21 protein-coding genes are annotated in these 19,555 nt (G+C 62.3%); 6 read left to right on the forward strand and 15 right to left on the reverse strand.

The annotated features are described in order from the left end of the window. The first annotated feature begins 255 nt into the window (after nucleotides 1-255). Both J0I64_RS01760 and J0I64_RS01765 read left to right on the forward strand, forming a co-directional pair. Nucleotides 256-627 (forward strand): response regulator, encoded by a 372-nt coding sequence (locus J0I64_RS01760; RefSeq protein ID WP_291405829.1) that lies wholly within the window; start codon nucleotides 256-258, stop codon nucleotides 625-627. An 86-nt stretch (nucleotides 628-713) separates the two neighbouring features. Continuing rightward, nucleotides 714-2,084, forward strand: coding sequence for a PleD family two-component system response regulator (locus J0I64_RS01765; RefSeq protein ID WP_291405831.1), 1,371 nt, complete (start codon nucleotides 714-716; stop codon nucleotides 2,082-2,084). A gap of 400 nt (nucleotides 2,085-2,484) precedes the next feature. On the opposite strand, the gene rpmG is transcribed toward J0I64_RS01765, so the two are convergent. Then, nucleotides 2,485-2,652, reverse strand: coding sequence for a 50S ribosomal protein L33 (rpmG, locus tag J0I64_RS01770; RefSeq protein WP_046143529.1), 168 nt, complete (start codon nucleotides 2,650-2,652; stop codon nucleotides 2,485-2,487). A 116-nt stretch (nucleotides 2,653-2,768) separates the two neighbouring features. On the opposite strand from rpmG, the gene J0I64_RS01775 reads away from it, so the two are divergent. Continuing rightward, entirely contained in the window at nucleotides 2,769-3,185 is a 417-nt protein-coding gene (locus J0I64_RS01775; RefSeq protein WP_291405836.1) for a hypothetical protein, read from the forward strand. Between the two features lie 122 nt (nucleotides 3,186-3,307). Here the strand turns inward: J0I64_RS01775 and J0I64_RS01780 are convergent, their stop codons facing one another. Next, the gene (locus J0I64_RS01780) at nucleotides 3,308-3,703 is read right to left on the reverse strand and encodes a DUF983 domain-containing protein (RefSeq protein WP_291405838.1); all 396 of its coding nucleotides are present in this window, start codon (nucleotides 3,701-3,703) and stop codon (nucleotides 3,308-3,310) included. A gap of 4 nt (nucleotides 3,704-3,707) precedes the next feature. Then, nucleotides 3,708-5,990: a ribonuclease R gene (gene rnr, locus J0I64_RS01785; protein WP_291405839.1), complete on the reverse strand. Its 2,283-nt coding sequence runs from the start codon at nucleotides 5,988-5,990 to the stop codon at nucleotides 3,708-3,710. 98 nt (nucleotides 5,991-6,088) lie between these two features. On the opposite strand from rnr, the gene J0I64_RS01790 reads away from it, so the two are divergent. Next, nucleotides 6,089-7,135, forward strand: coding sequence for a dipeptidase (locus J0I64_RS01790; protein ID WP_291405841.1), 1,047 nt, complete (start codon nucleotides 6,089-6,091; stop codon nucleotides 7,133-7,135). Nucleotides 7,136-7,138: 3 nt separating this feature from the next. On the opposite strand, the gene J0I64_RS01795 is transcribed toward J0I64_RS01790, so the two are convergent. The 7 genes from J0I64_RS01795 to purC all read right to left on the reverse strand — a co-directional run bounded on the left by J0I64_RS01795 (nucleotide 7,139) and on the right by purC (nucleotide 14,788). Beyond that, nucleotides 7,139-7,840, reverse strand: a complete 702-nt coding sequence (locus J0I64_RS01795) for a polysaccharide deacetylase family protein (protein ID WP_291405843.1) — start codon at nucleotides 7,838-7,840, stop codon at nucleotides 7,139-7,141. Between the two features lie 54 nt (nucleotides 7,841-7,894). Continuing rightward, on the reverse strand, nucleotides 7,895-10,525 hold the full coding sequence (topA, locus tag J0I64_RS01800) for a type I DNA topoisomerase (RefSeq protein WP_291405846.1): 2,631 nt from the start codon (nucleotides 10,523-10,525) through the stop codon (nucleotides 7,895-7,897). Between the two features lie 84 nt (nucleotides 10,526-10,609). Next, entirely contained in the window at nucleotides 10,610-11,734 is a 1,125-nt protein-coding gene (gene dprA, locus J0I64_RS01805; RefSeq protein WP_291405848.1) for a DNA-processing protein DprA, read from the reverse strand. A 2-nt stretch (nucleotides 11,735-11,736) separates the two neighbouring features. Beyond that, nucleotides 11,737-12,345 (reverse strand): glycerol-3-phosphate 1-O-acyltransferase PlsY, encoded by a 609-nt coding sequence (gene plsY / locus J0I64_RS01810; protein ID WP_291405850.1) that lies wholly within the window; start codon nucleotides 12,343-12,345, stop codon nucleotides 11,737-11,739. Nucleotides 12,346-12,438: 93 nt separating this feature from the next. After that, nucleotides 12,439-13,506 carry an acyltransferase family protein gene (locus J0I64_RS01815; RefSeq protein WP_291405852.1) on the reverse strand — a complete coding sequence of 356 codons (1,068 nt, stop codon included), beginning with the start codon at nucleotides 13,504-13,506 and terminating at the stop codon, nucleotides 12,439-12,441. Nucleotides 13,507-13,764: 258 nt separating this feature from the next. Next, entirely contained in the window at nucleotides 13,765-14,007 is a 243-nt protein-coding gene (gene purS / locus J0I64_RS01820) for a phosphoribosylformylglycinamidine synthase subunit PurS (protein WP_056307425.1), read from the reverse strand. 16 nt (nucleotides 14,008-14,023) lie between these two features. Next, nucleotides 14,024-14,788, reverse strand: a complete 765-nt coding sequence (purC, locus tag J0I64_RS01825; protein WP_291405857.1) for a phosphoribosylaminoimidazolesuccinocarboxamide synthase — start codon at nucleotides 14,786-14,788, stop codon at nucleotides 14,024-14,026. Nucleotides 14,789-15,018: 230 nt separating this feature from the next. Here purC and J0I64_RS01830 point away from each other — a divergent pair, with 230 nt between their 5' ends. Further along, entirely contained in the window at nucleotides 15,019-15,342 is a 324-nt protein-coding gene (locus J0I64_RS01830) for a DUF1476 domain-containing protein (RefSeq protein ID WP_291405859.1), read from the forward strand. A 55-nt stretch (nucleotides 15,343-15,397) separates the two neighbouring features. Here the strand turns inward: J0I64_RS01830 and J0I64_RS01835 are convergent, their stop codons facing one another. The 5 genes from J0I64_RS01835 to rpe form a co-directional block, all read right to left on the reverse strand. After that, nucleotides 15,398-15,703 carry a DUF1344 domain-containing protein gene (locus tag J0I64_RS01835; RefSeq protein WP_291405861.1) on the reverse strand — a complete coding sequence of 102 codons (306 nt, stop codon included), beginning with the start codon at nucleotides 15,701-15,703 and terminating at the stop codon, nucleotides 15,398-15,400. 236 nt (nucleotides 15,704-15,939) lie between these two features. Next, nucleotides 15,940-16,359 carry a GNAT family N-acetyltransferase gene (locus tag J0I64_RS01840; protein WP_291405863.1) on the reverse strand — a complete coding sequence of 140 codons (420 nt, stop codon included), beginning with the start codon at nucleotides 16,357-16,359 and terminating at the stop codon, nucleotides 15,940-15,942. Continuing rightward, a complete protein-coding gene (locus J0I64_RS01845; protein ID WP_291405865.1) occupies nucleotides 16,356-16,907 on the reverse strand; it encodes an alpha/beta hydrolase in 552 nt (183 codons plus the stop codon). Before J0I64_RS01845 ends, J0I64_RS01840 begins: the two co-directional genes overlap by 4 nt. Continuing rightward, a complete protein-coding gene (gene purB / locus J0I64_RS01850; RefSeq protein WP_291405867.1) occupies nucleotides 16,904-18,238 on the reverse strand; it encodes an adenylosuccinate lyase in 1,335 nt (444 codons plus the stop codon). Before purB ends, J0I64_RS01845 begins: the two co-directional genes overlap by 4 nt. 30 nt (nucleotides 18,239-18,268) lie before the next feature. Continuing rightward, a complete protein-coding gene (gene rpe / locus J0I64_RS01855) occupies nucleotides 18,269-18,949 on the reverse strand; it encodes a ribulose-phosphate 3-epimerase (RefSeq protein ID WP_291405869.1) in 681 nt (226 codons plus the stop codon). A 131-nt stretch (nucleotides 18,950-19,080) separates the two neighbouring features. Between rpe and J0I64_RS01860 the strand changes: the two genes are divergently transcribed. Further along, on the forward strand, nucleotides 19,081-19,485 hold the full coding sequence (locus tag J0I64_RS01860; protein ID WP_291405871.1) for an SRPBCC family protein: 405 nt from the start codon (nucleotides 19,081-19,083) through the stop codon (nucleotides 19,483-19,485). Nucleotides 19,486-19,555: the final 70 nt, after the last annotated feature.

Genomic DNA, 19,555 nt, shown 5'->3' on the forward strand with positions numbered 1-19,555 from the left:
GGCGAGCTTGTCGGGGTCGAGCCCGGCATGCTGCATGAAAGCAAGCAGTTCATCGGGGTTTTCGGCAAGGTAACCGAGGCAAGCCTCGGCGACTTCGGCAAGGTCCAGCGATGACGGTTTCGCGAGCGGCAAGTCTTGGCCTCATTTGAGGTTTTGTAACAGATTGAATGATACCCCAAGGGGACGGGGAAGCGAAGGGCCGCAGTGCTGGGACAGGGGAAACCACCGGTGCCGCAGGCTTTTAAGTGAGGACCAATGTCCAAGACAGTGATGATCGTGGAAGACAACGAGCTCAATATGAAGCTCTTCAACGATCTGCTCGAATCGCGCGGCTATCGGGTCATCCAGACCCGCAACGGTCTGGAGGCGCTGGATTTGGCGCGGGCTCACATGCCCGACCTGATCCTGATGGATATCCAATTGCCCGAAGTGTCGGGGCTCGTGGTCACCAAGTGGCTCAAGGATGACGAACAACTCGCCCATATCCCCGTCATCGCTGTCACCGCTTTCGCGATGAAGGGTGACGAAGAGCGAATTTTGCAAGGCGGCTGCGAAGGTTACATCTCTAAACCTATCTCCGTGTCTCACTTTCTGGAAACCATTGCCCATTACATTGGGCCTGCCTGAATAAGCAGGGAGCGGTTGACGCTTCTGTGGGTCTCGACGGCCGGTGCGGCCGCCGGGCCAGTTTGTTTTGACTTGGGGGATATGCCGTGACTGCGCGCGTTCTGATTGTCGACGACATTCCAACGAATGTCCGGTTGCTCGAAGCGCGGCTGTCGGCTGAGTATTTTGACGTGCTCACCGCCAGTTCCGGCCCCGAAGCCCTTGAAATCTGTGACAATAACGAAGTCGACATCATCCTGCTCGATGTGATGATGCCGGTGATGGACGGCTTCGAAGTCTGCCGGCGCCTGAAGTCCAACCCCAGGACGCACCACGTTCCGGTGCTGATGATCACCGCCCTTGACCAGCCTTCGGACCGGGTCAAAGGCCTCGAAGCCGGCGCCGATGACTTCCTGACCAAGCCCGTCGACGACACCCAGCTCATGGCCCGCGTGAAGAGTCTGGCGCGTTTGAAATCGCTGACCGACGAATTGCGGGCTCGCGCCCTGACCGGCCAGCAGATCGCTATCGAAGACGCCCTTCGCGCCATGGATACGATCTCGGCCAGTGGTGGCTCGGTGCTGATCATCGACAACGACAAGCGCCATGCCGAGCGGGTGCAGGGGTATCTGAGCGAAGAGCACAAGGTCGACATCCTGCTCGACCCGGCCGACGCCGTCTTCCATGTGTCTGGCGCACAATACGAATTGGTACTGGTGAGCATGTCGCTGGGCGATTTTGACCCGCTGCGCGTGGCCTCCCAGATTCGCACCGTAGAGCAATCCCGCAACCTGCCGATTATCCTGATGGCCGACGACGGCGACAAGCCGCGCGTGGTGCGGGCGCTTGATCTCGGGGTTAACGATTTCATCAGCCGACCGATCGAGCGGAACGAATTGAAGGCGCGGGTGCGGACTCAAATCCGCCGTCACCGCTACGCCATGGAACTGCGCCAGAGCGTCAACAACACCATCGCGCTGGCCGTTACGGACGATCTGACCGGGCTCTACAATCGCCGCTATTTTGATAGACATCTCAGTGTCTTGCTGGGCAAAGCTCAAGCCCAGGAACGCAATATGGCGGTGATGATCCTCGATATCGACCACTTCAAATCGGTCAATGACACCTACGGCCACGACGCTGGCGACATGGTGCTTAGAGAGTTTTCGGCGCGGGTGAAGCGCAATATCCGCGGTGTCGACCTGGCCTGCCGTTTTGGTGGTGAGGAGTTCGTCGTGCTCATGCCCGACACCGATGTTCTCAATGCCGAACTCGTGGCTGAGCGGGTGCGGCAGGCGATTGCCGAGAAGGCCTTTGACGTGAATTCGTCCCGGCCACTGGTCGTGACCGTGTCGGTGGGCGTGTCGTTCATCGAGAGCCAGGCGGATACGCCCGAAACCCTCATCAAGCGTGCCGACCTGGCCCTTTACCGGGCCAAGCGCGAGGGCCGGAACCGGGTTATTCTCGACGCAGCTTGATAAAATGCCGCCTATTAGGGTTATCTGTTATAATTAACAGATGGTTATCGCCAGTATTCGACTGGATTTCCTTGAGTTTCGGCGGGCCCATTGTAGGGTGGTCTCCAGAAGGCGATGGTCGCAAACGACTGATGCCTCAGAGCTCCCTACGGCTTATCTCAGGTCCGCCGCAACTCCTGAGTCCCGTAGGGCGGTTGGTCCGGACGCGGTGAGAGTGGCCTCTTCGACGTACCGCTCCGGACCAGCCACTCTCACTCCTGAAATCGTTATGGAAATGCGCCCCGGTGCTGACAGACTGTTAGCATCGGCAATAGCCGTTTCGAGAATTGGTTAGTCCAAATGCGAAAAGGCCCCGCACGATTGTGCAGGGCCTTTCAAACGCTTAGAAGGTCAGATCAGATTACTTGATCTTGGCTTCCTTGAATTCGACGTGCTTGCGAGCAACGGGATCGTACTTCTTGAATGCCAGCTTTTCAGTCTGGGTACGGGCGTTCTTCTTGGTCACGTAGAAATAGCCGGTATCGGCGGTCGACACGAGCTTGATCTTGATGGTGGCGGCTTTTGCCATTTTCGTAGTCCTTCAAACGAAAAGGCGCCGCGAGCCAGGGCAGCGCCGGAATTTGGGCGCAACCTACGGATTTGCGGGAAGTTGTCAAGCATATAGAGCCAGATGGAGACAGAGAGATGACCACACCGACCGAATTGCTGCACCGCCTGCAGATCAAGGCTGGCACCAAGCTCTGGCTGATCAACGTGCCCCAGGAAATCGCCGAGGAAATCACCGCCGGCGCCGAGGTGGAGCCGGTGCATGGCGATTCCTATTATGACGGGGTTTTGGCGTGTTTTGCCGGCCCCGGGGAGGTGGAGGCCATGACGCCGCGAATCCTGGCCGAGTTGCCTCCGGACGGGCTTCTATGGGTTGCCTATAGGAAGGGCGAGATCGGCAAGGCCGCCGGCCTGACCCGCGACACCGGCTGGGCGCCGCTGGAGGCGCAGGGGCTGCGCCCGGTGCGGGCGGTCGCGCTCAATGGGGAATGGTCGGCGCTGCGGTTCCGGCCGAGGGAGAAGGTCAAGGCGCGGGCAGGGTCGCAGTTTGCCTGAGGGCCGGTCGTCGGTGCGGAGGGGGTAGGGCGGCGCCGTAGTGCCGCTCTCAAAATGCAGTGATATGGGAAAGTGCCGACGACTACGGCACTCTCACTGGAGCGCGGTGACCGATCGAAACGTCAGTCCCGCTGGCCGGTACCGAATCCATACATGCGCGTGGCCCATTGCAGGCCGACGATGGAGCCCTTGATCGAGGGCAGCATGGCCAGCGGCAGCACGATGGCCAGCGGGATCATGGAGATCATGTAGGTGATCGGCTGGATATGATAGGTCATGTCCAGGTGCAGCATCAGGAAGATGATGATGTGGCCGACAATGGTGATGGCGATATAGGGCGGGAAATCATCGGCACGGTGGTGCTTGAGTTCTTCGCCGCAAACGTCGCACTGGTCGACGACCTTGAGATAGGCGCGGAACATCTTGCCCTGGCCGCAATGGGGGCACTTGCAAAGAGTGCCGCGCCACATGGCCTGGCCGACGCTGCGCTGGTCGAGAGTGGTGGTGTCCTGATCCATCAAACTATCGCTTTCTCCGGCCCTTTGGACCGAAGCTCCTAGATGGTGCCTTTCGAGGGCGGCGGCCAGATGGCGGATTGCCGCGGCTTCCCTCCGAGAGAAGTTCGAAGCGTAGCGCGCCGGCTACCGGTGCCGCTTCGACCAGGCGGACCGAGACGCGGTCGCCCAGCGTAAACGTCTCGCCGCTGCGCTCCCCGATCATCGCCTGCCGCTCTTCGACAAAGCGATAATAGTCCTGACCCAGGGTCGACGCCGGAATGAACCCGTCGGCGCCGGTTTCGATCAGGCGAATGAAGAGTCCGGAACGGGTAATGCCGGAAATGCGGCCTTCAAAACGCGCGCCGATGCGCTGCGCGAGGAACTGCGCCAGCAGGCGATCCGACGTCTCGCGCTCGGCCAGCATGGCCCGGCGCTCGGTGGCCGAGATGTGCTGGGCGATGCCCTGGAGCTTGGTCGCTTCCTGCTCGGTGAGACCATCGTCGCCGAGGCCCAAGGCACGCACCAGAGCGCGGTGCACGATGAGGTCGGCGTAGCGGCGGATGGGCGAGGTGAAGTGGGCGTAGCGGTCGAGGTTCAGACCGAAATGGCCGTAATTCTCGGCGGAATATTCGGCCTGCGCCTGGCTGCGCAGCACCATTTCGCTGACCTGTTCCACATTGCCGGCCTTGCGGGCCTGGCCGAGGATGCCATTGAAATCGGACGCGCGGACGGAATCGGATTTTTTGACCGCGATGTCGAGGCTGCCGAGGAAGTCCCGAAGACTCTGCAGCTTCTCCGAACTCGGCTCGTCATGGACGCGATAGAGCAGCTCACTCCGCTTTTGTTCCAGCGTTTCGGCGGCGGCGACGTTGGCCGCGATCATCATCTCTTCGATGAGGCGATGGGCTTCGAGGCGCTCCGGAATGCGGATATCGGCGACCATGCCTTTGTCGTCGAGGATGATTTTCCGCTCGGGTAGGTCGAGGTCGAGCGGGCCGCGTTTGTCGCGGGCCGAGGCCATGGCGGCATAGGCGTCCCACAGGGGGCGCAGGATGGGCTCGAGCAGAGGGCCCGTCTTGTCGTCGGCATTGCCGTCGATGGCGGCCTGGGCCTGCTGATAGCTGAGCTTGGCTGCCGAGCGCATCAGGATGCGATGGAAGCTGTGGCTGATCTTGTGGCCATCGGCATTGAGCACCATGCGCACGGCGAGAGCGGCGCGCGCCTCGCCTTCCTTCAGCGAGCACAGCTCGTTGGAAATGCGCTCGGGCAGCATGGGCACGACGCGGTCGGGGAAATAGACCGAGTTGCCGCGGAGATACGCTTCGCGATCGAGCGAGGTGCCGGGGCGGACATAGGCGGCGACGTCGGCGATGGCCACGGTGACCACATGGCCGCCGGCGTTCTTCGGATCCTCGTCGGGCGCGGCGTGGACTGCGTCGTCATGATCCTTGGCGTCGGGCGGGTCGATGGTGACGAGCGGCAGGTCGCGCCAGTCTTCGCGGCCTTTGAGCGTCGCTTCCTTGGCCTCTTCGGCGTCGCGAATGACGCTGGTCGGGAATTTGTAGGGGATTTCGAGATTGTGGATCGCGATCATGGAAACCGCGCCTTCGGAGGCGGGGTTGCCGATGACGGAGGTCACCCGGGCGCGCGGAATCATCAGGCGGCCGGAAAGCTTTACTTCCACCTCGACGAGATCGCCGTCCTGGGCTTCGCCGAGATCGCCGAGCGGAATGCGCATTTCCTTCTGCTTGCGATCGACCGGGATCAGGCGGGCGCCTTCATTGTCCATGCGGACAATGCCGATCTGGCCGCGACGGGGCTTGTCCAGCACCTTCATCGGCTTGGCGGTATAGTGGGGGATTTCGTCTTCGCCGGCATCGATGCGAGCGAGGATGCGATCGCCCGGAGCCGGGACGACGCGCGAATCCTTGGCAAGGAGCACTTCGACGCGCGGCTTCTCACCTTCTTCCGGGTTCCACTGGGCCGGGAAGGCGTGGAGCGCGTCGGGATCGGCGTCGGACGGAATATCGAGGACGGTCACATGGGGCAGGGCGGCGGTGCGACGCAGCGCCTTGCGGGTGCGTGTGATGATGCCTTCGCCTTCAAGCTCGGCCAGCATTGCCTTGAACGGCCGGCGCATATCGCCGCGAATGCCGAAGATTTTTGCGAGGTCGCGCTTGCCCTTGATGTCGGCGTCCTGCTTCAGGGCCTCCAGCAATTGTTCGCGCGTGGGCAATTCACCGGCGCGCTGTTGAACGCTGCGCTTCGGGCCCGAGGTGTTTTTTGGTTTTGGTTTTTTGGTGGTCATGTTGCCCGATATGTAGGGGATTGCTGGGCTTTTGCCAAATTGGCTCGCCATGCCGGGCAAAGGCCGCTTGAATGGGTGCTTCAACCCAAGGCGATTCCATGACGATTCCATTCTTCGACGGACACAATGACACGCTGTTGCGGATGCTGGATGACCCGCGGCCCAACAAGGTGGAATTGTTCACGAACGGCATGGCCGAGGCGCAGATCGACCTGCCGCGGGCCAAGGAAGCCGGGATGGCTGGCGGGTTCTTCGCCATGTTCCCGCCGCCGCTGAAGACAAATTTGAATGCCGTGGCGGCGAGCCCGACGACTTCGGGCGGGCAATTGCCGCCGGAGCTGGATATCGCCGAGGCGCAGCGCTCGACCAATGCCATGGCGGCGCTGATGTTCCGGCTGGAAAAGGCCGGCGCTCTGGCTGTGTGTAGGACGGAAGCGGAGCTGCGGGCGGCGATTGCGGCGGGAAAGCTGGCGGCGATCTATCACCATGAGGGCGCCGAGGCGATCGACACAGACTTCAATTCGCTCGAAGTGCTTTACGCGGCGGGATTCCGCTCGCTGGGGATCACCTGGAGCCGCGCCAATGCCTTTGGGACCGGCGTTCCCTTCAAGCACAATGCCGATCCCGATATCGGGCCGGGGCTGAGCGATTCCGGCAAGGAGCTGGTGCGGGTGTGCGACCAGATGGGGATCATGATTGATCTCTCGCACCTCAATGCCGCTGGTTTCCGCGATGTCGCTGCCATTTCGACCAAGCCGCTGGTGGCGACGCATTCCAATGTTTTTGCGATTTGCCCATCGACGCGAAACCTGACCGACTGGCAGTTGGCGGCGATCCGCGAGAGTGGCGGCGTGGTTGGGCTCAACTATGCGACGGGCTTTTTGCGGCCCGATGGCAAGATGGAGCCGGACATGGAGATCGACCTGATGGTCCGCCATGTCGATGCGCTGGTGGAAGCGCTGGGCGAGGACGGCGTGGCGCTCGGGAGCGACTTTGACGGGGCGGTGATGCCGGCGCCGATCAAGGACGTTACCGGCGTGCCCAAGCTGCTGCAGGCGCTGCTCGACAAGGGCTATGGCGAAACGCTGGTGCGCAAGATCGCGCTGGAGAACTGGCTGAGCCTTGTCGGAAGGACGATGGGCTGAGTTTCAGGGCAGCTGGTCGAGGCGCAGGAAGGTGTAGCCTTTCTGCTTGAGGGTTAGCAGGCCCCTGGCGATGCCTTCGCCTGCGGCGCGGCTCGGTTGGTTGATATGGGCGATGATGACATCGCCGTCTTTTGCGCCTTCGATGCGAGACTGGGCCACCTTGGCCGTGGCGCTGGCGCCGAAATCGGCGTTCAGCGAAAAGCCGGCGACGCGATAGCCGAGTTTAGCGATCTCTTCCATCGCATCGGGCGTGTAGAGCGCCGTGGCGCCGCGAAACCAGGTGGGCTGGCGGCCAAAGCCGGCGATGATCGCCTCGGCCCCGCCGAGCACCTCGTCATCCACTGCCGCGAGCGTGCCGGCAGGAGTAATGCCATAGGGCTTTTCGCTGCCGGTGACGGCGGGCACGTGATTGCGACCGTGATCCTCGATTTCGAAGAGATCGGGATGGGCGGCGAGGACTGCGGTGGTCTCGGCATTGTTCTTCATCCACCTTGCGGTGACGAAGAGAGTCGCCGGGATGCGCTCGCGCACCAGGACGTCGAGAATGCGGTGATCGATGCCGCCCATGCAGGCGTCGAGCGTAACGGCGACGCGCGGCGTGCCGGTGCCGGGTGCAAAGCTCAGCGGGGGCTCGAGAAGGCCATTGGCGTGGGCCGTGGGCGTGAGTGCCAGGGCAAAGGCAAAGGCGGATAGCAGGCGGCGCACGGTCGATCTCCGGAACGCCGCGAGAATGGCGTTTCCGGAGATTTCAGGCAAGCCTCAGAACGGCGGATCTTCTTCGGTCGTTGCGGCGACCTTCTTCTTGGCTGGTGCCTTTTTGGCGGCCGGCTTCTTTTCAGCTGTGGCCTTGGCGGCAGGCCTTTTGGCAGCGGCCTTTTTCGCCGGAGCCTTTTTCACCTTGGTGCCGGTCGCGGCCGCGCGGGCGGCGATCCATTCGACGGCCTGTTCGACGGTGACGTCCTCGGGCTTTACGTCCTTGGGGATGGTCGCGTTAACCTTGCCCTGGTTCACGTATGGCCCATAGCGGCCGGCGCGGACGGTGATCGGGCCGCCATCGTGCTCGAAAGTCTGGATGGCTGCGACCGCAGTGCCGCCGCCGCGCTTGAAGCCACCGGCGGCTTTTTGGGCGAGGAGGTCGACGGCGCGGTTGAGGCCGACGGTGAAGACTTCTTCCACGTCCGGCAGGTTGGCATATTTGCCATCGTGCAGGATGAAGGGGCCGTAGCGGCCAAGGCCGGCGGAGATGGGCAGGCCGGATTCGGGATGGAGGCCGACTTCACGCGGCAGCGAGAGCAGCTGTAGCGCTTTTTCGAGCGTGAGCGAGCCCGGCTCCCAGCCCTTGGGCAGGGACGAGCGCTTGGGCTCCTTGCCTTCGCCGAGCTGGACATAGGGGCCGAAGCGGCCAGATTTGAGGTGGACTTCTTCGCCCGATTCCGGATCGGTGCCGAGGACGCCATCACCGGCCGCCGCTTCCGAGGACTGGCCGGAGGCCGCGTCGGAGAGCTGCATCGTGTGCTTGCACTCGGGATAGTTCGAGCAGCCGATGAAGGCGCCGAATTTGCCGAGTTTCAGCGACAGCGTGCCTGTGCCGCAGGTTGGGCAGCGGCGTGGATCGGAACCGTCTTCCTTGGGCGGAAAGATACGGCTGGCAAGCAGGTCATTGAGCGCGTCGAGGACTTCGGAAACGCGGAGATCCTTGATCTCTTCGACGTTGCCGGTGAAATCCTTCCAGAAATCGCGGAGCACCTGCTTGTAGTCGAGCTTGCCATCCGAAATTTCGTCGAGCTGCTCTTCGAGGCCGGCCGTAAAGCCGTATTCGACATAGCGGGTAAAGAAGCTTTCGAGGAAGGCGGTGACGATGCGGCCGCGATCTTCGGGGTGCAGCGCCTTGCCTTCGAGGCGGACATAGTCGCGGTCCTTGAGGGTCGAGAGCGTTGCCGCATAGGTGGAAGGGCGGCCGATGCCGAGCTCTTCCATCTTCTTGATCAGGCTCGCTTCGGTATACCGGCTCGGCGGCTGGGTGAAGTGCTGCTCGATGTCGACCTTTTCAAGGTTCGGCTTGTCGCCGACCTTGAGCGGGGGCAGTTCGCGGCTATCTTCGTCTTCCGTGTCCTCGTCGGATTTGACCTCGACGCCGTAGAGCTTGAGGAAGCCCGGGAAGGTGACGACGGAGCCGACGGCGCGCAGCTCGACCGAGCGACCGGGCACGTTGACGGCGATGTCCACCGTGGTGCGGTCGATTTCAGCCGACTTCATCTGCGAGGCGAGGGTGCGGCGCCAGATCAGGCCATAGAGCTTTGCCTGATCGGCGTCGAGGCTGAGCTGCTCGGGGCGCTTGAACATATCCGTCGGTCGGATCGCTTCGTGCGCTTCCTGGGCGTTCTTGGCCTTGGACTGATAGATGCGTGCCTTTTCCGGCAGATATTCGTCGCCGTAATATTTGCCAATGACCGAGCGGGCCATGGCGATGCCTTCCGGCGCCATCTGCACGGCGTCGGTACGCATATAGGTGATGAGGCCGTCTTCGTAGAGGCGCTGGGCGATCTGCATGGTGCGCGAGGGCGAGAGGCCAAGGCGCGACGACGCATCCTGCTGCAGGGAAGACGTGGTGAAGGGCGCGTATGGGTTACGCTTGGTCGGCTTCTTTTCGACGTTGGAAACGTTGAACTGGCCAGCTTCAATGAGCCTTTTCAGCGCGGCGGCGTCTTCACCGGTCTTGATGTCGAGCTTGTCGGTCTTCTTGCCATCGACGGAGAAGAGGCGCGCAACAAAGCCCTTGCCGTTCTGCGAGAGCGCGGCTTCGACGGACCAGTATTCTTCCGCCTTGAACTTTTCGATCTCGGCTTCACGGTCGGAGACGAGGCGCAGGGCCACGGACTGAACGCGGCCGGCCGAGCGCGAGCCCGGCAGCTTGCGCCAGAGGATCGGAGATAGGGTGAAGCCCACGAGATAGTCGAGGGCGCGGCGGGCGAGATAGGCGTCCACGAGCGGCATATCGACATCGCGCGGATGCGCCATGGCCGTGGTCACGGCATCTTTGGTGATGGCGTTAAAGACCACGCGCTGGACCGGCGTATCTTTCTTCAGCGCCTTCTTCTGCCGGAGCACGTCGAGAATGTGCCAGGAAATGGCCTCGCCTTCGCGATCAGGGTCGGTTGCGAGGATCAGGCCATCGGCCCCCTTGAGGGCATTGGCAATGTCGGCAACGCGCTTCTTGGAGGCCGTATCGACCTCCCAGGACATGGCGAAATCTTCATCGGGACGGACCGAACCGTCCTTGGCAGGCAAGTCACGGATGTGGCCGAACGAAGCCAGGACCTCATAGTCCTTGCCCAAATACTTGTTGATTGTCTTGGCCTTAGCCGGACTTTCAACGACGACGACCTTCATGGAGTACCCGTTCCGCAACGCTGTTACCGAGGAGGCGCAACATGGTGAACCGAGGGGGCGGTGTCAACGGGGGGCTGATTTTGCTCAAGCGCCCCGCAAAGCGACGAGCTGGCCAGACGACCATTCGATCTGTCCGGCGAGGTCGAGCTCAAGCAGCAAAATCTGCATGGCCTGCGGTGTGATAGTCGTCTGGGCCAGCAATTCTTCTATGTCGGTCGGGGTCGTAGACAGCGCTGTGAGCAGGCGCGAACGTTCATCGGCGCCGGGTGGCGGCTCAGGCACCATATCGGTCCCGGGGTGCCATTCGGCCTCGAACAGCATCGAGCGCGCCGGGTCCGCACCGCCAATGGTTTCGAGAATGTCGGCAGCACAGGTGATGAGGCGCGCGCCTTGCTGAATGAGGGCATTGCCGCCTTCGGCCCGTGGATCGAGCGGCGAGCCTGGAACTGCGAAGACGTCGCGATTTTGCTCCAGCGCGAGGCGCGCCGTGATCAGCGAACCCGAGCGTTTGGCCGCTTCCACGACGACGGTGCCGAGCGACAGACCGGAAACGATACGGTTACGCCTCGGGAAGTCGCGAGCGCGCGGCTCCCAGCCAAGCGGCATTTCGGTGACGAGAGCGCCGCCATAGCCGAGGATTTCTGAGGCGAGCGGAATGTTTTCGTCTGGGTAGATGCAGTCGAGCCCGCCGGCGAGAACGGCGATGGTGCCGGTGGTCAGGCTGGCGCGATGGGCTGAGGTGTCGATGCCACGTGCCAGGCCAGAGACGACGACATAGCCGGCTTCGCCGAGATCGGTGGTCAGGAGGCGCGTCATCTTGGCGCCGGCGGCCGACGCATTGCGCGCGCCGACGATAGCGACCGTTCGATGCCAGTCGAGGTTTTCGCCGCCCGCGACCGTAAGGACGGGCGGCGCGCCCGGAATGTGCATGAGGTGTTCGGGATAATCCGCCTCGCCCATGGCGATGACGCGGGCACCGAGGCCCTGGAGCGCGCTGATCTCGTCTTCAGCCTGGCTCGTAGAGGTGATGCGGAAGGGACGCCCAGCGCTGCGCATCAGGGCGGGCAGGGCGTCGAGCGCAGCATCGACCGAGCCGAAGCGGTTGACGAGCTGGCGGAAGGTGATGGGGCCGACATTGTCGCTGCGCGCCAGACGCAGCCAGGCCGTGCGTTGGGCCGGCGTGAGCTTTTGCGTCACGCGGGCCCGCATGGTCAGCTCGCCTTCTTGCCGCCGCCGATAGTCGACTCGGTGCCATTGAGCAGGCGTGCGATGTTTTCGCGGTGCTGGAAGAACAGCAGCAGGGCAAGGCCAAGCACGGTCAATGACAGCCGCTCGTTGCCGAGCACATAGGCAAAGATCGGTGCCGTTGCTGCGGCGGTGAGCGCTGCAAGCGAGGAAATCTTGCGCGTGAAGGCGATGAGCAGCCAGACGGCGCAGAAGATCAGGCCCACCGGCCAGGCGAGCGAGAGGAGCGAGCCGATCATCACGGCGACGCCCTTGCCACCTTTGAAGCCGAGCCAGACCGGGAAGCAGTGCCCCAGGAAGGCGCCGACGGCGGCGAGCATGGCGGCTTCCTCGCCCCAGAAATAGCGGCAGACAAGAACCGGGATGGCAGCCTTGAGCGCATCGAGCACGAGCGTAGCGGCGGCAACCTGCTTGTTACCGGTGCGCAGCACATTGGTCGCCCCAATATTGCCCGAGCCGATCTTGCGAATATCGCCGAGGCCGGCCGCCTGCGTCAGAATCAGGCCGAAAGGAATGGATCCGGCGAGATAGCCAATGGCCACAGCCAGAATGAGCGGCAGAAAATCGGTCGGCATGGCTACTCCCTTATTAATGAGAGAAGTAGCGCCGGGCCGGACAAGGCACAAGGGGAGGAGGCCGAGGACTTGAGGAAAGCCTCGGCCCGATTGTCATTCTGCTGGCGCGGCCACGGTCTTGACCGGTCGTGTGCCGGGCAGGTGGGCCCAGGCGGGGCGCGCGAAGAGGAACTTGCCAAACCCGATCTTCTCGGTGATCCACCACAGAACCAGCGGCGACACGATCGCAACGACCATGACGACGAGGCTGACGAGGTTGGGCTCGTGGATGCCTGCAGCGAGCAGCAGCGTGCGGGCAATGCCCATGGGCAGCACGAAGGCGACGTAGACGACCAGCGACTTGCCACCCATCCAGCGCAGCCAGTTCATCCAGGGCAGGTGAACCAGCAGCGCGGAGGCGACACAGATCGCCAGAGCCCCTGCAAGCGCGGCCAGCAGGTGGACGCCGGGAAGCGCGGCCCAACCCATCTGGATATGGACGGGATCGAGCCGGAAGCCGGGCGTGAACACCAGCACCGCGTTGATGACTGCCCAGCCGGCGAGCAGGCCGAGTGCGGCGGCGACATTGTCGCTGGCCCAATCGGCTAGGCGAAAGATCATCGGGGCAAATACATAGCCGGCATAGAAATAGACGAAATAGGCGCAGAACTGGTCGATGAGGTAGCTTCCGGTATGCACCGAGGCCATCTGCAGGGCCGCGCCGACGATAAGGACGCCCCAGAACGGCGCTTTGATCTGGTGCAGGAGCTTGCTGGTCAGCCCGAAGATGCCGAGCATGTAGATGAACCACAGTACGCCATAGGGTTCGACCACGGCCCAGGCGAGATAGGTCAGCGCGCCCCCGGGATCGCGGCCGACAAGGGCGACCTTGAAGACGATGTGGATCACCGCCCAGAGCGCATAGAAATAGAAATAGTGAACGATGCGCCGGTCGGCATAGGCCCGCCAGGGACGATCGATGACCTGGGAGAGGAACAGGCCCGAGATCAGGAAGAATTCGGGCATGCGGAAGGGCATGGCAAAGGCGATGGTCCAATGCAGGAAGCCGGTCTGCCCGGTATCCTCGCCCACGCTCGATGCGCAATACATGATTACGACGAGAAAGATCGACAGGCCCTTGGCCATATCAACCCAATCAAGTCTTTGCTTGGCCTCTGCCATTGTCGCGCTCCCATGCGATTTTACACGCACGGTAGCGAAAGCCCGACACCAGCCGGTTAAAGCAGGCGGTCAGCTTCTAGACAATTGCTGCAGTGGTAAGAAATGCCCTAAGGCCGGTCAGACCGGCACAGAGGCATATGCTGCGAAAAGCAGGCCAAGCGAGGCGAAAAACATTACTGAGAGAGCAATCTGGGTTTTACGCATGTGCATACAGTCCTACGCCAAGCTCGGCGCGTCATCAGTTATCGCAATTAAGCGTTAATTAGAGATTTCGATCTGGTAGTTTTCGATCACAGTATTCGCCAGCAGCTTTTCGCACATGCCGGTCAACTGTGTCCGCGCGGCTTCCACATCGGTGCCGTCGAGAACCAGGTCAAAAACCTTGCCCTGGCGGACGCCCTTGACGCCGCCAAAGCCGAGGGAGGCCAGGGAGCCTTCGATGGCCTGGCCCTGGGGGTCGAGAACGCCAGCCTTGAGGGTGACGGTAACGCGCGCCTTCATGGTGTCTTCCCGAAATTTACTGGACGAGACGCGGACCGGTGGTCAGCGCATTGTCGTTTTCAACGAGGATGCCGAGGCGCTGGGCCACTTCGCGATAGCTCTCGACGAGACCGCCGAGGTTTTCGCGGAAACGGTCCTTGTCGAGCTTGTTGCGGGTTTTGATGTCCCACAGGCGGCAATTGTCCGGGCTGATTTCGTCAGCCAGCACGATGCGCATCAGATCGCCTTCATAGAGGCGGCCGCACTCGATCTTGAAATCGACGAGCTGGATGCCGACGCCCATGAAGAGGCCGGTCAGGAAGTCGTTGACGCGGATGGCAAGGCTCATGATGTCGTCGAGCTCGGCCGGGGTGGCCCAGCCGAAGGCCGTAATGTGCTCTTCCGACACCATCGGGTCGTTGAGGGCATCGTCCTTGTAGTAGAACTCGATGATCGAGCGGGGCAGCTGCGTGCCGGGCTCGAGGCCGAGGCGCTTGCAGAGCGAGCCGGCGGCATAGTTGCGCACGACCACTTCAAGCGGGATGATCTCGACTTCCTTGATCAACTGCTCGCGCATGTTGATGCGACGCAGGAAGTGGGTCGGGATGCCCATGGAATTGAGCTTGGTGAACACGAATTCGGAGATTCGGTTGTTCAGCACGCCCTTGCCGTCGAGGACTTCATGACGGGCGCCGTTTCCGGCGGTCGTGTCGTCCTTGAAATACTGGACCAGAGTGCCCGGTTCAGGACCCTCGAAAAGGATCTTGCCCTTGCCCTCATAGATTTTGCGTCGACGATTCATGGGGGTATCCGCTGCCGTGAAAAAGCGCACCGTTTAGGCGCGCTTCATGCGCCAGAATGGCACGGAATTGCAAGCTCTTTCGTGTCGTCCACAAGCGCCGTCGCCGCTGACTGTGGCTGGCTGCACACAAGGTCGCATGCTGCGGCTCGCCGTTGATTTGCTGCCTGCAACCGCCTATGTCGGTTGTGAACCGGCCGGGCATCCGGCACATGAGCCATATGGGAGAGACCATGAGCGCGTTCGACGAGCGTCAGAAGGGCCAGGAAGCAAAGTTCGCTTTCGATGCCGAGAAGAAATTCAAGGCCGAAGCACGGCGCAACAAGCTGCTGGGTATCTGGGCCGCCGAGCTGATGAGCCTTTCGGGCGATGAAGCCAAGGCCTATGCCGCCGAAGTGGTTGCCGCCGATTTCGAAGAAGCCGGCGACGGGGACGTGTTCCGCAAGGTTTCGTCCGATCTCAAGGCCAAGGGCATCACCATCGGCGACGACGTGATTCGTCAGAAGATGGATACCCTGGCTGGCGTCGCCAACGAGCAGATCGCCTCCGAAGGCTGATCTGCCCGACAGCGCAGAAACGAGAGGGAGCCGGTTGTTGCCGGCTCCCTTTTTTCTATCCGATGATAACGCTGGTGGCGTCGTAGGCTGTCCCGTTCATCTTCCAGTGCACGGTGACCTTTTCGCCGGCCTTCAGGCCCGGGTCCTTAAAGGTGGTGGGCAGCTGATAAATCTTCCCATCCGCCAGGGTAAGGGTGTGAGCCTTGAGGTCAAAGGCCTTCACCGTGCCCGAGGTGGACTGGTCCATCGGCGCGGTCACTGCGGGCTTTGCCGCAGGTGCTGCCGCAGTGCCTGCGGCAAATGCTGCGCCGGGTGCGACTGCCACCAGAGCCACGAGGAGGGGGGTAACGAATTTACGCATGATCATCTCCATGCGAGCTGGGCGTGGTGCCCAATTGGCTGGTTTTCAGGACCCGTCGCGTCGCGAATGCCTTCGTCATTCACCGGCGTTTCCAAACCAGCGGCAATGGTTTAGGCCCGCGTTTTTGCCTTCTCAAGTTAACAAGAATTAATTCTGCGAGGCGCTTTTAAGCCCCAATTTCAGGCAGTTAGGCGAAATGGAGGCGGCATGTCGGCGCCGTTGCCAAACTTGTGTCGTCAAGCTTTCGTTACGCGTCTCGCCATGCCGATTGAGGCAGGCATGACCGGTTCGAAGCCATATTTGGCATAAAGGTGTTTGGCCTCGCCGTCGGCAATAAGGCTGACATAAGCGCCCTCGGGTGCTTCGGCGGCCAATTTGTCCATCAGCGCGGTCATGATGCGCTTGCCGAGCCCCTTGCCCTGATGGGCAGGCTCCACCGCAATATCGACGATCTGGAAGGCCGTGCCGCCATCGCCGATGACCCGGCCCATGCCGATGGCCTGACCTTCGAAGAAGACCGTGACGCCAAACCAGCTGTTGGGGAGGCCAATGGAGGCCCCCTCGCGGGTCTTGGGGCTGAGGCCGGCAACGACGCGCAGGCGCAGATAGTCGTCGACGGACGGAACGTCGGGCACCAGGCGATAAGCGTCGGTCATAGGCGCTGCATCAGCCGTGTGAACATCATCAGGCCCTCAGGCCAGGGTCCGTGACCGGACTGGGCATTGATATGCCCTGCGTCGCCCGCCTGATGAAAGTCCGAACCCCAGGCGCCGGCATAGTCAGCGGCCCGCTCGAGCGAGCAGAAAGGGTCGGTTGAGGAAATCACCAGGAGCGAGGGAAAGGGCAGGGGATCGCGCGAAACCGGCCCAAAGCACTTTGCTTCCTCGGGCACATCCGGATTGAGCTCGACATCGGGTGGCGAGACCAGCAGGGCGCCTCGCACCACCCCTTCGGGGAAGCGCGATGCAGCCTGCACCAAGGCGATGCAGGCGAGCGAGTGAGCGACCAGCACAACCGGCCGCTTGGCCAGCTTGACGGCCTCGATGATGGTGTCGATCCAGTCTTCCGGATCGGGCTCGTCCCAGTCGGCCTGCTCCACGATGGCGGCGGTCGACATCTTCTCCGCCCAGCGCACCTGCCAGTGGCCGGGGCCCGAACTGCCGAGGCCCGGCAGGATCAGGATGTCGGTATCGGCGATTCTCATGCGCCGAAAACCCGCGAGAAGATCGTATCGACATGCTTGAGGTGGTAGCCGTCGTCGAACATGGCGTCGATCTGCGCGTCGCTCAGCGTCACATCGGGATCGGCCTTGAGGTTCTGGGCGAAGAGGCCGGCGCGGTCGCCGCGGTGTTCCCAGACCTTCATGGCGTTGCGCTGCACGGCGGCATAGGAGTCTTCGCGGCTATAGCCGGCCTGGGTGAGCGCCAGCAGTACGCGCTGCGAATTGTGCAGACCGCCGAGGAGGTCGAGGTTCTTCCGCATGTTTTCCGGATAGACGACGAGCTTGTCGATAACGCCGGTGAGGCGCGCAAGGGCGAAGTCGAGGGTCACGGTGGCGTCCGGTCCGATCATGCGCTCTACCGAGGAGTGCGAAATATCGCGCTCGTGCCAGAGCGCCACGTTTTCGAGCGCCGGAGTCACCATGCCGCGCACGAGGCGGGCAAGGCCGGTGAGGTTTTCGGTCAACACCGGGTTACGCTTGTGCGGCATGGCCGACGAGCCCTTCTGGCCCGGCGAGAAGAACTCTTCGGCTTCCAGAACTTCGGTGCGCTGCAGGTGGCGAATTTCGACGGCGACGCGCTCGACCGACGAGGCGATCACGCCGAGCGTGGCGAAGAACATGGCGTGGCGATCGCGCGGAATCACCTGGGTGGACACGGGCTCGATCGAGAGGCCGAGCTTTTCGGCGACATATTCTTCGACCTGCGGATCGATATTGGCAAAGGTGCCGATGGCGCCGGAAATGGCTGCCGTGGCGATCTCGTCGCGGGCAGCAACGAGGCGGGCGCGGTTGCGGCTGAACTCGGCATAGGCTTCGGCGAGCTTGACGCCAAAGGTCGTCGGCTCTGCGTGGATGCCGTGGCTGCGGCCGATGGTGATGGTGTGCTTGTGCTCCATGGCGCGGCGCTTGAGCGCGGCGAGCAGGGCATCGATATCGGCCAACAGAATATCGGCGGCGCGCTTCATCTGCACCGACAGGGTCGTGTCCAGAATATCGGACGAGGTCATGCCCTGGTGCACGAAGCGGGCATCGGGACCGACGATTTCGGAAAGGTGCGTCAGAAAGGCAATGACGTCGTGCTTGGTGGTGCGTTCGATCTCGTCGATGCGTTCGACGTCAAAACCATAGTCACCCAGCTCGGCCTTGCGCGCGTTCATGACTTCCCAGATCTTGTCGGCGCCTTCCTTGGGCACGACGCCCACCTCGGCCAGTTGCTTCTCGGTCGCATGGGCTTCGATTTCGAACCAGATCGCGAAGCGGGTCTCGGCCGACCAGTTGGCCACCATTTCGGGACGGGAATAGCGCGGAATCATGGGCTTTGCCTTATGAGGTCAGAATTGGATTCAGGCGATGCGGCCGGTGGCCGCCTCGCGAATGGCCGCAATGCGACCGGCATAAGTCTTGGGATCGTTGCCGCCATAGACGGCCGAACCGGCCACCAGCACGTTGGCGCCGGCATCGACAATCGCCCGGGCATTCTCGGCGGTAACGCCGCCATCGACCTCCAGATCGATATCGCGGCCGCCGATCAGCGCCTTGGCCTGGCGGATCTTGGTGATCGCCTCGGGAATAAAGCTCTGGCCGCCGAAGCCCGGATTGACGCTCATGACGAGGATCAAATCGACATTGTCGATCACGTGCTGGATCGTGGAAACCGGCGTTGCCGGATTGAGCGCCACGCCGGCCTTCTTGCCGAGACCGCGAATGGCCTGCAGCGACCGGTGGAGGTGCGGGCCGGCCTCGGCGTGGACGGTAATGATGTCGGCGCCGCCATGGGCGAAATCAGCGAGATAGGCATCGGTCGGCGCAATCATCAGATGCGCGTCGAAAACCTTGTCGGTGACGCCGCGGATCGACTTCATGATCGGTGCGCCAAAGCTGATATTGGGCACGAAATGTCCGTCCATCACGTCGATATGGATATAGTCCGCACCGCCGGCGACGATGGCGGAAACCTCGTCTCCGAGCCGCGAAAAATCGGCGGAAAGGATCGACGGGGCGATACGCAGGGGGCGGGTCGACATGAAGGGGGCACCTCAGTTCCAGGCGATGGTCTGGCTATAGGGCGACCGGCGCGCCGGGGCAAGCCTAGCCTTTGGTTGGCATGGCCGAAACCGGACCCTAGACTGGCCCCATCCGCAAAGGGGAAAAACACATGGCGACCCACCGCAGTTCGACGCTGGCCGTGACCATCAATCGTCCCTGGCGCGAGGTCTACGAATTCGCCGCCGAGCCCGCCAATATGGTTCAATGGGCTGCGGGCCTGGGCAATGGTTTTGAAGGCGCGGGCCTAAAATGGATCGCTCGCGATCCCGGCGGCAATCCGATCCGCATCACCTTCAGCGAGAAGAATGCTTTTGGCGTGCTGGACCATGATGTGCACCTTGATGACCGGGTGGTCCATGTGGCCCTGCGCGTCATGCCCAATGGCGACGGCGCCGAGGTGACCTTCCTGCTGCTGCAGGAGAACGGCATGAGCGAAGCGGAGTATCAGCGCGATGCGGCCGCGGTGCGAAAAGACCTCGAAACCCTGAAGGCCCTGATGGAAAAGGGCGCATAGCTGTTGAAAAGGCAGACCGCCGCGGGACTCCGTCACCTTGGGCGGGTCATATCCTCAAAAGCCCGCTCGC

The sequence above is a fragment of the Devosia sp. genome, assembly GCF_017307565.1.
Taxonomy (GTDB): Bacteria; Pseudomonadota; Alphaproteobacteria; order Rhizobiales; family Devosiaceae; genus Devosia.

Excerpts from the sequence above, each read along its gene's own strand:
- rpe (WP_291405869.1), bottom strand. The coding sequence starts at position 18,949 with ATGTCGACCCGCCCCCTGCGTATCGCCCCGTCGATCCTTTCCGCCGAT.
- J0I64_RS01775 (WP_291405836.1), top strand. The coding sequence starts at position 2,769 with ATGACCACACCGACCGAATTGCTGCACCGCCTGCAGATCAAGGCTGGC.
- J0I64_RS01790 (WP_291405841.1), top strand. The coding sequence starts at position 6,089 with ATGACGATTCCATTCTTCGACGGACACAATGACACGCTGTTGCGGATG.
- dprA (WP_291405848.1), bottom strand. The coding sequence starts at position 11,734 with ATGCGGGCCCGCGTGACGCAAAAGCTCACGCCGGCCCAACGCACGGCC.
- J0I64_RS01840 (WP_291405863.1), bottom strand. The coding sequence starts at position 16,359 with ATGACCGACGCTTATCGCCTGGTGCCCGACGTTCCGTCCGTCGACGAC.
- J0I64_RS01845 (WP_291405865.1), bottom strand. The coding sequence starts at position 16,907 with ATGAGAATCGCCGATACCGACATCCTGATCCTGCCGGGCCTCGGCAGT.
- J0I64_RS01780 (WP_291405838.1), bottom strand. The coding sequence starts at position 3,703 with ATGGATCAGGACACCACCACTCTCGACCAGCGCAGCGTCGGCCAGGCC.
- J0I64_RS01760 (WP_291405829.1), top strand. The coding sequence starts at position 256 with ATGTCCAAGACAGTGATGATCGTGGAAGACAACGAGCTCAATATGAAG.
- purB (WP_291405867.1), bottom strand. The coding sequence starts at position 18,238 with ATGATTCCGCGCTATTCCCGTCCCGAAATGGTGGCCAACTGGTCGGCC.
- rnr (WP_291405839.1), bottom strand. The coding sequence starts at position 5,990 with ATGACCACCAAAAAACCAAAACCAAAAAACACCTCGGGCCCGAAGCGC.
- topA (WP_291405846.1), bottom strand. The coding sequence starts at position 10,525 with ATGAAGGTCGTCGTCGTTGAAAGTCCGGCTAAGGCCAAGACAATCAAC.
- J0I64_RS01860 (WP_291405871.1), top strand. The coding sequence starts at position 19,081 with ATGGCGACCCACCGCAGTTCGACGCTGGCCGTGACCATCAATCGTCCC.
- rpmG (WP_046143529.1), bottom strand. The coding sequence starts at position 2,652 with ATGGCAAAAGCCGCCACCATCAAGATCAAGCTCGTGTCGACCGCCGAT.
- J0I64_RS01830 (WP_291405859.1), top strand. The coding sequence starts at position 15,019 with ATGAGCGCGTTCGACGAGCGTCAGAAGGGCCAGGAAGCAAAGTTCGCT.
- purS (WP_056307425.1), bottom strand. The coding sequence starts at position 14,007 with ATGAAGGCGCGCGTTACCGTCACCCTCAAGGCTGGCGTTCTCGACCCC.
- J0I64_RS01835 (WP_291405861.1), bottom strand. The coding sequence starts at position 15,703 with ATGCGTAAATTCGTTACCCCCCTCCTCGTGGCTCTGGTGGCAGTCGCA.
- purC (WP_291405857.1), bottom strand. The coding sequence starts at position 14,788 with ATGAATCGTCGACGCAAAATCTATGAGGGCAAGGGCAAGATCCTTTTC.
- plsY (WP_291405850.1), bottom strand. The coding sequence starts at position 12,345 with ATGCCGACCGATTTTCTGCCGCTCATTCTGGCTGTGGCCATTGGCTAT.
- J0I64_RS01815 (WP_291405852.1), bottom strand. The coding sequence starts at position 13,506 with ATGGCAGAGGCCAAGCAAAGACTTGATTGGGTTGATATGGCCAAGGGC.